Raw genomic sequence first — 14,249 nt, 5'->3', positions numbered from 1 at the left:
GGGCTGGAGCTGGGGCTGGAGCTGGGTCTGGGCATGGCAGTCCTTCGGGGCGTGGTTCCCGCAGTGCGGGCGGGGCGTGGCTCCCGCAGTGCGGGCGGGACGTGGCTCCCGCGGTGCGGGGCGGCTGGTCAGACGCGGTCGAGCACGGCGGTGACGCGGCGCCGGAAGCGCAGGGTGACCGGGCCGAGCAGCCCGGACGGCAGGGGCTTCTTGCGTTCGTTGGAGAGGGTGTTGGAGACACGCACCGCGAGACGGTTGCGGCCGGGGACAAACAGTCCGGTGACGTCCGCGACGAACGGCGCCCACAGCAGCGGGTCGAGCTCGGTGCCGTTGACGGTGACGCCGGCGACGTCCCGTACGTCGCCGAGGTCGAGCAGGACCCGCCGTCCATCGAGGTGGGCGCGGTCGACACCGATCTCCGTCGTGTAGGTGCCGCTGCCGGAGAACAGCGGCGCGTGCGCGGTCCAACTGCCGAGCGGGCCGGTCACCGCCGTGTCTCCGTCGCGCTCCAGGGTGAGGGTCCAGTCGCCGGTGACGGGGACCGGGGTGAGCGGGTCGTCGACGCGGACCGTGCCGCGGTAGGTGCGCCGGGCGTAGGTGCCGGTGAGCCAGTGGCTGCCGGGTGACGACGCCTCGACCGTGGCGCGCAGGGCGCCGCCGTGCCGCTCGACGGAGAGGACGGGGAGCGTGGCCTCCGTCAGGTGCGGCGCGGCCGGGGCGGTGCGGCGCACCACGACGATCCTGGTCTCGTACGACGTGAAGGTGAGCGGCACGTGCAGGCCGCGTCGGCTCGCGCGGTACACGGGCGCCGGCGCGGTCTCGCCGGTCGCCGGGTCCCACAGTTCGGGGACACCCTCGGCGGGCAGGACCGCCGAGGTCTCGACGGCCGTGCCGCTCTCGTTGTTGAACAGGAAGGCGGTGTCCGTGCCCCGGGTGACGCGCAGTGCCCGGACCGTCTCGCGGGCGGGTTCGAGGACGGCGACCGCGGCACCGGCGTCGTGGGCGGCGGCGCCCAGGTCCGACACGTCGGTGACCCGGACCGCGTGTCCCCGGCCGAGGGAGCGGCTGCCGGGGACGGTGTCGCCGAAGAGGTCGGCCAGGGCTCGGGCCAGGGCACGGTCGTTGCTGTCGGCCTCGTCGGCGGGCAGGGCTCCCACCGCGACGACGGTCCCGCCGGCCCGGACGAAACCGTTCAGGGCACGCACGGCGGCCGCGTCCAGGGTCGGCGTGACCGGCAGGACGACGAGGTCGTAGCGGGCGGCGCCGACGGCGAGGCGTCCGTCCCGTACCCGCGCGTGGCAGCGCAGGTCCGGGTCGCCGGTCAGGGTGCCGTCGTGGAGGAGGTCGAAGTCGACCTGGGCGCGTTCCAGCGCGTAGGCGGCGTCGGCGAGCGCGCTGTCCACCTCGCCCTGCCGGGTGGTGCCGGTCCACTGCTCGGCGGCCCGCTGGGGCTGGAGGAGCGCGGTGCGGGCGGCGGAGGTGCCGCGCCCGGCCTCCATGACCCGGCCGATCCACTCGGCGAGCGGGCGCATGGTCCACCACCACGGCGCCCGGGGGCCGAACGGCGGCGGGAAGTAGACGACGGCCTCGTCGGTCCACAGGGCGTGCAGGACGGTCAGATTGACGCCGCGAGCGGCCTGCGCGCCGACGGTCGCGTGCACGAAGCCGGGCGTGACCTGCCAGCCCATGTTGCCGAACATCTCCATCAGGGCCCGTTCCCGGCCCAGTTGGTGGGCGGAGGACACCGGGTTGCGCGGAATCATGGTCGGCTTCCCCGTCACGTACTCGGCGGTGATGATGTCGCCGCCGGGGATGTGCGCCCACTGGTTGACCTTGTGCAGGTCCCCGGTGGTGGGGATCCGCTTGGCGGGGGCGGTCTCGTCGTAGAGCGGGTTGGTGATGAGCTCGACGCCCCGTTCCTCGCACCAGCGGGCCTGCGCGCGGAAGTAGCGGGCGAACCGGTTGGAGACGGCCTGCCAGTAACGGCCGCGGGCGATACGGCCGGTCCGGCCGAGGTCGTCGAAGGCGGCGGCGTAGGCCACGCCGGGTGCGACGTCCACCGCGCGCAGTGCCGCGTCCAGCGTGGGCGACCAGGGCAGCCGTTTGAAGTGGGCCTCGGCGGAGGCGAAGAACGGTTCGTCGTCCCAGAAGCCGGGCACGACGGTGCCGAAGTAGCGCCGGAACCGGCGGTGGTACTCGCCCGGGACGATGTCGAGGAAGAGCCGTACGGGTTCGTCGTCGAGCAGGTCGACGTAACTGCGGCTGTAGCCCTGGGAGTCGTCGACCAGCGGGACGCCACCGAACAGGTCGATCTGCCAACGGCCAGCCGGGACCTGCCAGTTGCCGTCCGCCCTGAGCCGCGCCGTCAGATCGACGACATCGTCGGCGTCGACGGCATCCGTGGCGTCGGTGGAGCCGACGGGCCGGGCCGCGGCGGCGACGGCCTCGACGGCGAGGGACGGCCGCTCGGGGAAGTCGCCCGCGGCTGCCGCGTCGTCGAACGTCGTCGTGTAGAGGGTGGTGCCGTCGGCCGCCGTGACGCTGAGGCTGTCCCACAGGCCGCGCTCGTCGCCGACGGCGCGTACCCCGACACCGCCGGAGGGATGACGGTCGTCGTCCGTGCTGCCCTTGTCGCGGCCGTCGAGCGTGACCGAGAGCGTGGCGCCCCGGACGGTGACGGCGAGGGTGTGGTACTTGGTCTTGTTGAAGCCGTCGGTGCGGCTGCTGCGCAGCAGTTCGACGGGGTCGGTGTCGCGGGCCAGGCGCCGCACGGTGACGACGCCGGTCTGGTCGAAGGCCACGGCGTAGCCGGTGAGGCCGTCGGCGGAGGCGCGGAGGACGAGCCCGGCGGCGGTGTGGTCCGCCTTGCCGCTCGCGGTGACGGTGACATCGGTCCAGTCCTCGCCGCCGCGCAGGACCGTGGCCCCGCCGAGGACCGCCGCGTCGGCGACCAGGTGCCCGGCCTCCACGCCCACACCGGTGCTGCGCCGCAGATCGACGCCGGCCGGGCCCTCGACCACCGTGGTAGAGCGCCACAGCGCCTTGAGCCTGAGATCCGGGCGCGGCGGGTAGGTGCGGGAGCCGACCGTGCCGCCCTTGACGATGTACTCGCCGGCCCGCCCGCTCGGGAAGTGGTCGTCGTTGAACAGCCAGACCCGCATGCCGGTGCGCTCGGCGGTGCGCAGCACGTGCTCGACGATGTCGAACCATGCCTCGGTGAAGAACACGGGCCGCATGGCATCGTTGTCGAAGGAGAAGAGGATCACCTCGTACATGCCCTTGGCCCGAAGGTCGGCGAGTTGCCGGTCGACGAGTTCGGGGGTGACGGGGCCGTTCCAGTACCAGTAGACGGTCGGGCGGCTGTCCCTGGGCGGGTCGATGAAGCGCCGTGCGGCGAAGGCGGCCGGGACGGTTCCGGGTGCGGGGTCCCGCGTCGTGGCGGAGACGGACGGTGCGGCGAGCGCGAGGCCGGGTAAGCCGGCGGCGACGGTGCCGAGGCCTGCGGCGGCGACGAACCCGCGTCTGGAGAACGGGACTTCGGGGGCGTTCTCAGGGGTACTGTCGGGTGTGCTCTCGGGCATGCGTGAGCTCCTGCGGAGGGAGTGAACGGGCCGGACCAGACGTTCAGCCCGCGGCCAGGCGGGCGACTTCGGGCGCGGTCAACGCCCGGTTGTGCACCCGGAGGTCGCGTACGGCGCCGTGCAGGTACGGGTGGGTGCTGTTCTGGGAGCGTCCGAGGTAGGAGCGGGTGGTCATGCCGAGCAGCAGCGGGCTCGCGACCATGGCCGGGTTGCGGCCCACCTCGACGCCGTCGAGGTAAAGCACGCCGATGCCGTCGCCGAGAGTGAGGGCCACGTGGGTCCAACGGCCCACAGGCAGGGGCCCGTTCGCGTCGACGACGTCCTCTCGTTCCATTCCCGCGATCTTCAGCGCGGCACGGGCTCGTCCGGCGCCGGTGGTCGCTGCGAGGAACAGGTAGGTCTCCTTGTGGAAGCCGAAGTCGAGGACACGGGCGGAGGCGGCGAGGGCGTCGACCCTGACCCGGACGCCGATCGTCACCGCGTCCAGTCCGCTCACCAGGCCCGCGGGGAGGGCGACATGGCCGCCGCGCCCGTCCAGGGCCACGGCCGGGCCGGTGCCGTCGTTGGTCCACGCCGCGCCGGCGGCCAGGGTCGCGGCGGCGAAGGTGCCGGTGATGTCCCGGGTCCGCTCGTCGAACGGGTAGTGGGCGACGTCCCGTTCGGAGGTACGGCGCGGAGCGACCGCCCAGTAGACGTTGTAGCGCTGGTGGTGCACCTCGTGGAACGGCCGTAGTTCCACGCGGTGGCCGTCCGCGAGCGCGGTGAACCGTGTCGAGGCGCCCGGGACGGGACGCAGCGACTCCGGGCGGATCGTGGGCAGCGTGGCGAGCGCGGTGTCGCCGTCGCCGTACTGTCCCGCCAGCACCAGCGGTCCGTACGACAGCGACTTCACCTGGGGGTTGTCGGGCGCCGGGGTCCAGACCGGCCTGCGGGGCAGGGTGAGTTCGACCGTGTCGCCCGTGCGCCACGTCCGCTCCAGCGTGGCGTACGTGCCGGGGCGTGTCCGGGCACCGACGGGACGGCCGTCGACCTTCGGTGCGGCGGGACGGCCGTCGACCTTCGGTGCGGCGGGACGGCCGTCGACCTTCGGCGTGGCGGGACGGCCGTTGACCTTGAGTACGGCGGGGCGTCCGGTGTCGGCCACCCAGCCGGGGATCCGGATCCGCAGCGCGAAGCGTCCCCGTCCGCGGGTGACGGTGAGCCGGGTACGGCCGTCCGACGGGTACGCCGTCTCCTGACGTAACGTCACGCCCCGCTGGGACCAGCGCACTTCGGACGGGATGAACAGGTTCACGTAGAGGGCCGGGCGCTCGGTGTCGCGGGAGCGGAAGTAGACGGAGTCGGCGAACTTGGTGTGGGTCTCCAGCCCGGTGCCGTGGTCGCAGGAGAAGTTGTCGTAGTCGCCGCTGTAGCTGCCGGGGGCCGAGCCGAGACCGCCCTTGGGTTCCCGCCGGGAGCCGGCCCACAGGCCGGTGTAGTAGGTGACGAAACCGTGCGCGGAGTCGGGGTCCTGCTCGCCCAGCATCTGGTTGTAGAGGGTCCACTCGTAGTGGTCCATGAAGTCCGTGCGGTCGGGCCGGTGCAGGAAGAGGTGGCGTCCGAGCTTCAGCATGTTGTAGCTGTTGCAGTTCTCGCAGGTGACCTCGGAGAGCCTGCTGACGATCTCGTCGGGCGGTCCGAGGAGCTCCTGGTTGGAGTTGCCTCCGATGGCGTACGAGTGGTGGCGGACGACGGTGGTCCAGAAGGTGTCGGCGATGTCCAGGTAGCGCGGGTCTCCTGTGGCCTCGTACGACGGCACGACCCCGACGATCTTGGCGATCTCGGTGTTGGCGTGCCGTCCGGCGAGTTCGTCGCGGCCGGCGGCGAGCGGGGCGTACAACTCCTCGTGGTCGAAACGGCGGGCGGTGCGCAGGTGCGCCGGGTCGCCCGTCTCCAGGTGGAGCCGGGTCAGCACGTCGTTCATGCCTCCGAACTCCACCTTGAGCAGGTTCTGCATCCGCTCGTAGGACAGCGGCGCGGTGCGGGCGTCCGCCCACGCGGCCATCTCCCGCAGGACGTCCAGGGCTTCGCGGTTGCCGCTGAGCCGGTACTGGTCGAGCAGACCGGCCATGATCTTGTGCAGGGTGTAGTACGGCGCCCAGGGCTTGCCGCCCGCCTCCAGTTGGTCGAAGACCGACTCGGGGAACGCGGAGAGGTAGCCGCGCGTGAAGCCGGCGGCCGGGGCGGCGCGCTGGCACTCGGCGAGCGCGGAGACGAGGGCGCGGCCCTTGGCGGCGTACGCGGACTCGCCGGTACCGGCGTGTGCCTGAGCGAGGGCGCTGAGCAGATGGCCCGTGGTGTGGCCGCGCAGTTGGACGTCGGGGGCCTCCCATCCGCCACAGGGCTCCGCCGACGACGGCAGGCCCACGGTACGGCGGAAGGTGTGCAGCAGCCGGTCGGCGTCGACGAAGAGCAGATAGGCGCAGGTGCGGCGCATGTTGGCGAGGAAGGGGCTGTCCAGGAGACGGACCTCGGACAGGTCGAAGGCGGCGAGGGCTGCGCGGGCGGGTCCGGCGCCGGGCGCGCCGACGGGCGGATGGGCCGCTGGGAGGGCGCCGGAGGCGGCCACGGCGGGGGTGACCGGGGTGACGGCCGCCGCGGCCGTGGTGGCCGTGGCGGTGACCAGGATCCGGCGGCGGGAGGGGCCGGTGGTGTCGCGAGGGGCGGGCAACGTGCGGGACTCCCTTCGGCGGGACACGAGCACGAGACGGGCAGCTGATTGAATCGTTTTACGCTGCAGCCGCAGACGCTAAGCTCAGCCATGACAAGGGTCAAGGCTTTTGACAGGCATGGGGCGAAGCGCGACGACTGCGCAGACGCCATTGAAACGTTCAATTCACCCGAGCCGACTGAGCGGATCTCTCCCCGCCCTCATCGCACGACATCGCCGAGCTGGGGCACCACACGGGTCAGCCGCAGCACGCCCCACAGGATCAGGAGCACACCGGCCACCTCGGGCAGAATCCACCAGCCCGAGCGGACCCTCTCGTCGAACAGCGCGACACCCAGCAGGAGGCTCACCGAGGCGTCGCCGATGGTCAGCGCGGGCTGTGACGCGGCCAGCGGGCCGGCCTGCAGCGCGTTCTCCAGCAACAGGAGCGCCGCGATGCCGGTGACCGCGAATCCGTAGGTCTGCCAGGTGGTGAGAAAGGCGGGCAGCCCATCGTCGGCGAGGCGCCCCGTGGCCGACTTCATGAGTGCGGCGGTCAGCGCGTTGCCGACCGCGGCGCCCGCCGCCAGTACGGCCGCGCGGAACAACGGCGAGGACGAGGACCGGCTGAGGACGACCGAGGCGGCCATCACCCCCAGCGTGAACGCCAGAACCGGGATCCACCGGTCCATCGGGGCCTGTTGCCGGACCCCGGAGGGGGCTGCCGCGGCGAGCAGCAGGGCGAGTCCGGCCACCACTCCCCCGATCGCCCACCAGCCGTCGGCGGGCAGCCGACGGTGCAGCACGGGCACAGCCACCAGCAGTGCGAACGGAAGTTCGAGGATGAACACGGGCTGGACGAGCGCCATGGGCCCGTTGACCAGGGCCAGGGCCTGGAACACCGCGGCACCCGTCACACCGGCGATGCCCAGGGCCCAGGCAGGCCGCCGCACGAGGGCGAGCAGCAGCCGCAGTCCACCGCCCTGGGCCACGGTGGACGCGGCCTTGCGCTGGAAGGTCGTACCCAGCGCGTTGCTGAAGGCCCCGAGGACCGCGAAGAGCAGGGCGAGCACGATCATGGGTACACCATGCCCGCCGGGCCTGCGGGGTTACTTCCGGGCCGGGGCGAGCACCACGAAGTCCGCGTTCGACGGGTCGAGGCAGACGGCCAGCCGGCCGACGCCCTCCGCGTCGTCCGGTTCCATCTGCACGCTGCCGCCGTGCCCGGTGACGTCGGCGACCGCTGCGTCGCAGTCGGTCACGGCGAAGACCGGGTGCCAGTACGGATGCCCTCCGGCCAGGGCGAGGTCCTCCTTGCTGACCTCCATGAGGCCGCCCTGCATGCGCTCCTCGGGCAGCCCGGCGGGGGTGATGAGGGTGTACGTGCCCCCGTCGCCCGGCAGCGGCATGTCGCTGAACTGCCAGCCGAGGACCTCCCCGTAGAACTCCCTGGCGGCCGCGGCGTCGCTGGTGTACAGCTCCGTCCACGACAGCGAACCCGGCTCCTCCACCAGCTCGAAGCCCGTGTCCGTCCCCGGCTGCCAGACGGCGAACTGGCCCCCCATCGGGTCGCTGTACTGCGCCATCCGACCCCAGTCGCCGAGGTCCCTCGGCGCCACCCGCACCGTGCCGCCCGCGCGCTCCACTGCCTGGGTCGTGGCATCCGTGTCGGTGACGCTGTAATAGATCATCCAGGCCGGGCGCGCGCCTTCCTCGGTGAGCTTGCCGAGCCCGGCGACGGTCTTGCCGTCCTTCCTGAACATCCCGCCTTCCACGTCTTCGCCCTCGCCCATGGATTCGTACTCCCAGCCGAGCACCGCGCCGTAGAAGGCCGCGGCGGCCGGGACGTCGGGGGCACCGAGGTCGAGCCAACAGGGGGAGCCGGGAGTGAGGTCAGTGGTGATCACGGCGATTCCCTTCCTCAGGTCCTGGTGACTTCAGCGTGACACCCGAGACGGGCAATCGCGCGTCGGGCGCGTCGGGGCACGGACTGTGGGTCCTGCCGGTATACGCACCGCCTACGCGCCTGCCTAGTGGATCAGGGCGTTCGCGATAATGATCACGAAACCGATCAGCATGTCCATGGCTCCTGCCCGGCACGAGGGCAGCCAGCTGTGTCCGGCGGTGCGGGCGGCCCAGGTTCCCCAGCCGAACAGGGCGACGGTGTTGAACAGCAGGGCCGCTTCGACCGCCGCGGCCTCTGCCCACCAGCCGGCCAACGCGCCCAGCAGTACCGCCACCGTGGGCAGCACGGCGGCGACCAGCGGCCACTCGGCGAGGGCCAACCGCACTCTGCTCGTGGTGGCGGAACTGTCGCCGGACGCACGCTGGGCGATGACGTGCGCGAACCCATGGGCGGCGCCCGACGCCAGCGCGGTGAGCAGAACCCACAGAGCGTCCGAACCAGGGTCGGCCTCCTCGCCCGTCGCGTCCAACGCGGACGCCAGAGCGCTGGCCAGCACCAGTCCGTAGATGCCGCTGAACAGTGCCTGCTCCGCGGGCCGGTGCTGGAGGATCCACCTCGGTGCGACGCTCTCGGGACGGACATGGTCGGAGCGGTCGGGCATCGCATCGCCTCGGTGCGTGTGCGGGGAAAGGGCGGGGTCCGCTCATGCTCACCCGTGTGGTGTGAGGGAACACGACGCCACGCGCTGCTCGCACGATTGTTGTGCCATAAGAGGGGGCTGGACGCCGCCGCTGACGAACCCTCCTAGGAGAGAATCCTCCCCTTCACGCGCGTGCGACCACGTGTGAGGGTTGATGTCATGGAGTTCCTCAAGAAGCAGCCCAGCAGCAAGGCACCGGCCGAATGGTTCACGGGTGACGTGTGGTGGGACGTGATCCACCCCGGCGACGCGCCGTCCCGGATGCGCGTGAACCTGGTCCGCTTCGCGCCTGGCGCCCGCACCGCCTGGCACCGCCACGCCGCCGGCCAGACCCTGCACGTGGTCTCCGGCATCGCTTTGATCGGCACCCGCGACGGCACGGTCTTCGAGGCCCACCCCGGCGACACCGTCTCCTGCCCGCCCGGCGAGGAGCACTGGCACGGTGCCGCTCCCGAGCACTTCATGGAGCACCTCGCGATGTGGGAGGGCACGGACGACGGCACCCCCGAGACCGCGTGGGCCGAGCACGTCAGCGAAGCGCAGTACACCGCCGGTCCGCGCACCCGCGCCTGACCCGACCCGACCCGAACGCCCCCTCCGCCCTCAGGAACCCGCCGTGCCGGACCTCTCGTTCGAGCCACCGAGGGGCAGCCCCGCCAGCAGCGCACGTCGGCTGGCCCTGACGTGCTCGCGCATCACCTGCTCGGCGCTGTCGCCGTCCTTCTCCAGGATCAGCTCCAGGACACGGTGGTGCTCGCGGTCGGACTGGAGGGGGCGGCCCGGCTGGCTCAGCGACGTGTTCACCAGCCGGGAGTAGGCCAGTTGGTTCATCAGGATCCGGTAGTGGGCTTCCAACTTGCTGTTGTCGGCGCCGGTGATGAGCAGGTCGTGGAACTCCTGCACCAACTCCGCGTACCGCTCCCGGTCGTCCCGCGCCACCGCCGCATCGGCCTCACGCAGGTTCCGCTCGAGCATGTCGATCTCCGGGACCCGGCCGCGTAGGGCGAGGAGGCGAGCGGCCGCGCCCTCGATGAGCTCCTTCATCTCGAAGAGCTCGGTGATCTCGCGCCGGGACGGGGTGGTGACGAACGTCCCGACGCGGGGCCGGATCTCGACGAGCCCCTCGGTCTGCAGTTGCTTGAGAGCTTCGCGTACCGGCGTACGGCTGACCCCGAACTCCTCCGCGAGGGCGAGCTCCGACAGCGGAGCCCCGGGCTCGATGTCCCCCTTGATGATGCGCCGACGCATTTCGGCGATCACCCGGCCCTGCACCGACCCTCCCCCGGCCTCCGGCCGGGAGGACCCCCGCTTCGGTTCGGTCTTTCCGCGATTCACCGAGCCCTCCTCCGTCTCCCGAGCCGCCCGCCCGTCATCCCAGCGGCGCGAGCGCGCCACCGTCGAAGAACTTACCCGCGCTGTAGACCATCGGTTGGTGCCCGGCGACAGTGGCGTGCACCACGCGGCAGATGAACACGGTGTGTGTGCTGGCCTGGAGGCGCTCGCGGATCTCGACCTCCATCCGCGCACTGCTCCGAGCGATCAGCGGGCTGCCGAACGGGCCGCTCTCCCAGTCCAGGTCCTTGAACTTGTCGTCGGCCTTGCTCGCGAACCTGCCGACGACGTCGAGTTGGTCCGTGGACAGGATGTTGATCGCGAGGTGGCCCGCCCGGAACAGGCAGTCGTGGGTCGACGAGGTGCGCTGAACGCACACCATCACGGTGGCGGGGTCGAGCGAGATGCTCGCGAACGCGTTGACGGCCAGACCTCTGGGGGTTTCCCCGTCCATCGCGGTCACGACGGTGACACCGGTGACGAACTGCCGGTTGACCTGCTTCATCACCCCGATGTCGGGCTTCGAGGCCGCCGAGGCCATGGACATGCTCCTTGTCATCTCGATCATCAGTCCTGTCCCACCTGGATGATGCCCAGCGCCGAGAGCAGCGCACGGGGATCCCACGTCACGTACTCCTCGACGATCCGGTCCTCCTCGAAGCGGGCGAACGTGGCACCGCTGACGTCGATGTGCCGCTTGGTGGGAGGGACGCCGAGGAACGAGTTCTCGTGGGTTCCGGTGCTGTGCCAGCGGATCGCGGCCTTGTCGCCTTCGACCACGACGTCGTCGATCATCGTGACCAGGTCCGGGAACGCCGCCCGGATGGCGACGATCGTGGCCTTGAAGGCGTTCAGGTCCTGCGGGTGCGGGTATCCGCCGTGGCGGAGGTAGGCCGGACTCAGCAGCGTGTCGAGGGCATCGACGTCACCCTGGCCCCAGGCCGCCGCCCACACCTTCTCGATGAGCCCGCGACGGGCGTCAGTGTGCGACATCGGTCATCTCCCTCGTGTCCTTGCTGAGTTCCTTCCAGAAGGACACCGCCAGTCCGGCGATGATCACGAGGAACGGCAAGGACGTCACGATGACGGTGTTCTGAAGGGCGTTCAGCCCGCCGGCGAGCATGAGCACGACGGCCGTGACTCCGGTGAGGAATCCCCACAGAACGAGCACCCAGCGACGCGGGGTGAGCGCCCCGTCCGAGGTCATCATGCTCAGTACGTACGTGTTGGCGTCGGCGCCGGAGACGAAGAACATCACGACCAGGAGGATGGCGATGAACGAGGTGACGCCCGCGAGCGGGAAGTGGTCGAGGGTCGCGAAGAACGCGCTGTTGATGTCGGCCGCGGTCTGCTTGGCGATGTCGCCGCCCTCGAACATGTCGACGTGAATCGCCGTGCCGCCGAAGACGGTGAACCAGGTGAAGAACACCACGCTGGGCACGACCAGGACGCCCATGACGAAGCCCCGGATGGTGCGGCCCCGGGAGATGCGGGCGAGGAAGACTCCGACGAAGGCACCCCAGGAGACCCACCAGGCCATCATGAAGTAGGTCCACCACTGCATCCATTCGAGCCCGCCGAACGCGGTGCCCTGGAGGCTCATGCGGAAGAAGTCGGTGGCCCAGGTGCCCACGGACTCGATGTACAGGTTCGCGATGAAGACGGCGGGACCGACGACGAGCATGAACACGAACAGCAGGACCGCCAGCACGGTACTGCCCTGGCTCAGGAACTTGATGCCCTTGCTGACTCCGGTCACCGCCGAGAGCGTGAAGACCGACGTGACGGCGGCGATGATGAGCACCTGGGTCACCGAGTTGACCGGCATCCCGAACAGCCTGCCGAGACCGTTGTTGACCTGAAGGGCCCCCAGCCCGAGGGACGTCGTGGTGCCGAAGAGCGTCGCGAACACGGCCAGCACGTCGATCGCCTTGCCGATCGGCCCGTTCACACGGTCGCCGAGCAGCGGCACGAACAGCTGGCTGACCAGGGTGCGGCGGCCCTTGCGGTGCGTCGAGTACGCGATGGCGAGACCGAAGACGGCGAAGATCGCCCAGGCGTGCAGTCCCCAGTCGAAGTAGGAGTACTGGAGGGCTCGCACCGCCGCCGCCGGCGTGTTCGGCTCGGCGAGACCGTGCGGCGGCGTCGCCAGATGCGAGATCGGTTCGGCGACGCCGTACGAGACGAGTCCGATTCCCATGACCGCGCTGAGGATCATGGCGAACCAGGTCGGTGTCGAGAACTCGGGCCGGTCGCTGTCCTCGCCGAGCCGGATGCCGCCGGCGGGGCTGAAGGCCAGGAACACCAGGAACACGAGGATGGCGAGCGTGACCACCAGGTAGGTCCAACCGAACGTGGCCGTCACCCAGTTCAGGGAGTCGGTCGTGACCTTGTTCAGGTTGTCCGTGAAGAGCACCGCCCAGCCGACGAAGAGGGCGGAGATGCCGATCGAGGTCCAGAAGACGGAACCGAGCCTTCCCTCGCCGTCGCGGCCGTTTCTGGTGCCGTCGGAGGTGGCGTCGGGGGTGCCGTCGGGGGCGCTTTCCTCACCGCTCCCCGACGGCGTCGCGGGTGTCATTCCCGCACCCGTTTGAAGGTGACTGGACATGAGACTCCTTGCGTCCGCGGGGCTCGATGACCGCCTGGCTGGCATACAAGCAGCAGTAAGGCATGTCACAGATAGAGCGTCAAGGGTTCGATAACGGCGAATCCCGCCCCGGCCGTAAAGACTCCTCAAATACACAGCTCAAGTAGCATTCAGAGGCCCTGAACAGGGGCTCGAACAGGGGCCTTACCGGACCTCGGGAAGCCCTTCCGTTCGACCTCTTGACCACCGCGAGACAGGGAACCTATCGTCCTGTGCCATGCAAGAAGGCATGGTTCACCCTGACGAGAACATCGGTCTTCGGAAGCTCGTGCTCTACCGCGATGTCGTCTTCACCGAGGCGGGCGAGGCACCCGCTCAGCCCGCGCGGCGAGCGAGCGTCGCCGCGGTCATACGGAACCCCTGGGTGAGCGCGGGCCCTTCGGCCGACCTGTCGAGGGAGCAGAGCCACATAGCCCCGGTGCTCGCGAAGTTGCTGACCGACCGGCTCGTCGCTTCCCTCGGTGGTGTGGACGAGATCGAGTCGTTCGGCAAGGCCGCCATCGTCGGCACGTCGGGCGAGATCGAGCACGCGGGGGCGCTCATCCACACCCCGTACTTCGGCAACCTGGTCCGGGAGTTCCTCCAGGGCGAGTCGATCATCTGCTTCGCCGACACGCGGGCCGAGGCGGGCGAGACGCTGATCGTCCCGCTCTGGCACAAGACACACGCCTCGACGCGCAGTCACTACCAGACCATCAGCGCCCGCGTCTCGGACGCCCCGCGTGCGGACGAGATCGTCGTCATCGCGGCCGCGTCGACGGGGCCGCGCCCGCACCCCCGCATCGGGGACCGTATGACCGACCCCGTCGTCACCACCGAAAGCCTGGAGGTTGTTCCCTCATGAGCGTCCGCAAGATCGTGACCGTCGTCGAGGAGATCCGCACCGAAGGCGGCCGCGAGGTCGATCGCCCCGCGAGGGTCGCCGTCGTCGCGGCGGTGATCGAGAACCCCTGGGCCGGCCAGGGATTCGTCGAGGACCTCGCTCCCGGCATCGACGCGAACGCCTCCGACCTCGGCGGGCTGCTGGCCCCCGCGGTACTCGACGCCCTGGACGCTCCCGCCGAGGCGTACGGCAAGGCGGCCGTCGTCGGCCTGGACGGCGAGATCGAGCACGGCTCGGCACTGATCCACACGCTCAAGTTCGGCGACCACTTCCGCAAGGCCGCGGGCGCCACCACCCTGCTGCCCGCCATCGAGAAGCGCGGGCCCGCCGGCGTCGTCTTCGACATCCCGCTGAAGCACATCACCGACGCCACGATCCGTTCGCACCACCAGACCATCGAGGTCCGCATCACCGACGCCCCCCACCCGAACGAGATCGTCATCGCGCTCGCCGCCGCGGCCCAGGGGCGCCCCCAGCAGCGTCTGGCGCCGCTCTCCACCGAGCAGTAGGC

12 protein-coding genes are annotated in these 14,249 nt (G+C 70.8%); 3 read left to right on the top strand and 9 right to left on the bottom strand.

Annotation, left to right across the window (positions count from 1 at the left end; translation table 11 throughout):
* Window positions 1-128: 128 nt before the first annotated feature.
* From FNH08_RS02610 to FNH08_RS02590, 5 genes are all read right to left on the bottom strand, one after another.
* The gene (locus FNH08_RS02610; protein WP_152769578.1) at window positions 129-3,581 is read right to left on the bottom strand and encodes a glycosylhydrolase-like jelly roll fold domain-containing protein; all 3,453 of its coding nucleotides are present in this window, start codon (window positions 3,579-3,581) and stop codon (window positions 129-131) included.
* Between the two features lie 43 nt (window positions 3,582-3,624).
* Complete coding sequence (locus FNH08_RS02605; protein ID WP_152769577.1) at window positions 3,625-6,291, bottom strand: glycoside hydrolase family 127 protein; 2,667 nt, start codon at window positions 6,289-6,291, stop codon at window positions 3,625-3,627.
* 200 nt (window positions 6,292-6,491) lie between these two features.
* Window positions 6,492-7,349, bottom strand: a complete 858-nt coding sequence (locus FNH08_RS02600) for a DMT family transporter (RefSeq protein ID WP_152769576.1) — start codon at window positions 7,347-7,349, stop codon at window positions 6,492-6,494.
* Window positions 7,350-7,379: 30 nt separating this feature from the next.
* Entirely contained in the window at window positions 7,380-8,177 is a 798-nt protein-coding gene (locus FNH08_RS02595) for a VOC family protein (RefSeq protein WP_322723532.1), read from the bottom strand.
* A gap of 123 nt (window positions 8,178-8,300) precedes the next feature.
* Window positions 8,301-8,837 carry a hypothetical protein gene (locus FNH08_RS02590; protein ID WP_152769574.1) on the bottom strand — a complete coding sequence of 179 codons (537 nt, stop codon included), beginning with the start codon at window positions 8,835-8,837 and terminating at the stop codon, window positions 8,301-8,303.
* A gap of 198 nt (window positions 8,838-9,035) precedes the next feature.
* Between FNH08_RS02590 and FNH08_RS02585 the strand changes: the two genes are divergently transcribed.
* A complete protein-coding gene (locus tag FNH08_RS02585) occupies window positions 9,036-9,449 on the top strand; it encodes a (R)-mandelonitrile lyase (RefSeq protein ID WP_152769573.1) in 414 nt (137 codons plus the stop codon).
* A gap of 30 nt (window positions 9,450-9,479) precedes the next feature.
* On the opposite strand, the gene FNH08_RS02580 is transcribed toward FNH08_RS02585, so the two are convergent.
* Genes FNH08_RS02580 through FNH08_RS02565 form a run of 4 tightly spaced genes read right to left on the bottom strand, consistent with a single transcriptional unit; the run spans window position 9,480 to window position 12,786 of the window.
* Window positions 9,480-10,211: a GntR family transcriptional regulator gene (locus tag FNH08_RS02580; protein ID WP_407704321.1), complete on the bottom strand. Its 732-nt coding sequence runs from the start codon at window positions 10,209-10,211 to the stop codon at window positions 9,480-9,482.
* 34 nt (window positions 10,212-10,245) lie between these two features.
* On the bottom strand, window positions 10,246-10,749 hold the full coding sequence (locus tag FNH08_RS02575; protein ID WP_152769572.1) for a flavin reductase family protein: 504 nt from the start codon (window positions 10,747-10,749) through the stop codon (window positions 10,246-10,248).
* 26 nt (window positions 10,750-10,775) lie between these two features.
* Window positions 10,776-11,201: an ester cyclase gene (locus FNH08_RS02570; RefSeq protein WP_152769571.1), complete on the bottom strand. Its 426-nt coding sequence runs from the start codon at window positions 11,199-11,201 to the stop codon at window positions 10,776-10,778.
* Entirely contained in the window at window positions 11,188-12,786 is a 1,599-nt protein-coding gene (locus FNH08_RS02565; protein WP_228033825.1) for a BCCT family transporter, read from the bottom strand. The genes FNH08_RS02570 and FNH08_RS02565 overlap by 14 nt, the downstream gene beginning before the upstream one ends.
* Window positions 12,787-13,084: 298 nt before the next feature.
* Between FNH08_RS02565 and FNH08_RS02560 the strand changes: the two genes are divergently transcribed.
* Together FNH08_RS02560 and FNH08_RS02555 are read left to right on the top strand one after the other, a co-directional pair.
* Window positions 13,085-13,699 (top strand): amino acid synthesis family protein, encoded by a 615-nt coding sequence (locus FNH08_RS02560; RefSeq protein WP_228033824.1) that lies wholly within the window; start codon window positions 13,085-13,087, stop codon window positions 13,697-13,699.
* Window positions 13,696-14,247, top strand: a complete 552-nt coding sequence (locus tag FNH08_RS02555; protein WP_152769568.1) for an amino acid synthesis family protein — start codon at window positions 13,696-13,698, stop codon at window positions 14,245-14,247. Before FNH08_RS02560 ends, FNH08_RS02555 begins: the two co-directional genes overlap by 4 nt.
* Window positions 14,248-14,249: the final 2 nt, after the last annotated feature.

This window comes from Streptomyces spongiae (assembly GCF_009377185.1).
In the GTDB taxonomy this organism is placed as follows: domain Bacteria; phylum Actinomycetota; class Actinomycetes; order Streptomycetales; family Streptomycetaceae; genus Streptomyces; species Streptomyces spongiae.
Note: the sequence above shows the minus strand (reverse complement) of the source record. Positions and strands in the feature narration are given on the sequence as shown.

Bases quoted from the DNA above. Each gene is read 5' to 3' on its own strand.
- FNH08_RS02610 (WP_152769578.1), bottom strand. From the start codon at position 3,581: ATGCCCGAGAGCACACCCGACAGTACCCCTGAGAACGCCCCCGAAGTC.
- FNH08_RS02600 (WP_152769576.1), bottom strand. From the start codon at position 7,349: ATGATCGTGCTCGCCCTGCTCTTCGCGGTCCTCGGGGCCTTCAGCAAC.
- FNH08_RS02590 (WP_152769574.1), bottom strand. From the start codon at position 8,837: ATGCCCGACCGCTCCGACCATGTCCGTCCCGAGAGCGTCGCACCGAGG.
- FNH08_RS02585 (WP_152769573.1), top strand. From the start codon at position 9,036: ATGGAGTTCCTCAAGAAGCAGCCCAGCAGCAAGGCACCGGCCGAATGG.
- FNH08_RS02575 (WP_152769572.1), bottom strand. From the start codon at position 10,749: ATGGCCTCGGCGGCCTCGAAGCCCGACATCGGGGTGATGAAGCAGGTC.
- FNH08_RS02570 (WP_152769571.1), bottom strand. From the start codon at position 11,201: ATGTCGCACACTGACGCCCGTCGCGGGCTCATCGAGAAGGTGTGGGCG.
- FNH08_RS02565 (WP_228033825.1), bottom strand. From the start codon at position 12,786: ATGACACCCGCGACGCCGTCGGGGAGCGGTGAGGAAAGCGCCCCCGAC.
- FNH08_RS02560 (WP_228033824.1), top strand. From the start codon at position 13,085: ATGGTTCACCCTGACGAGAACATCGGTCTTCGGAAGCTCGTGCTCTAC.
- FNH08_RS02555 (WP_152769568.1), top strand. From the start codon at position 13,696: ATGAGCGTCCGCAAGATCGTGACCGTCGTCGAGGAGATCCGCACCGAA.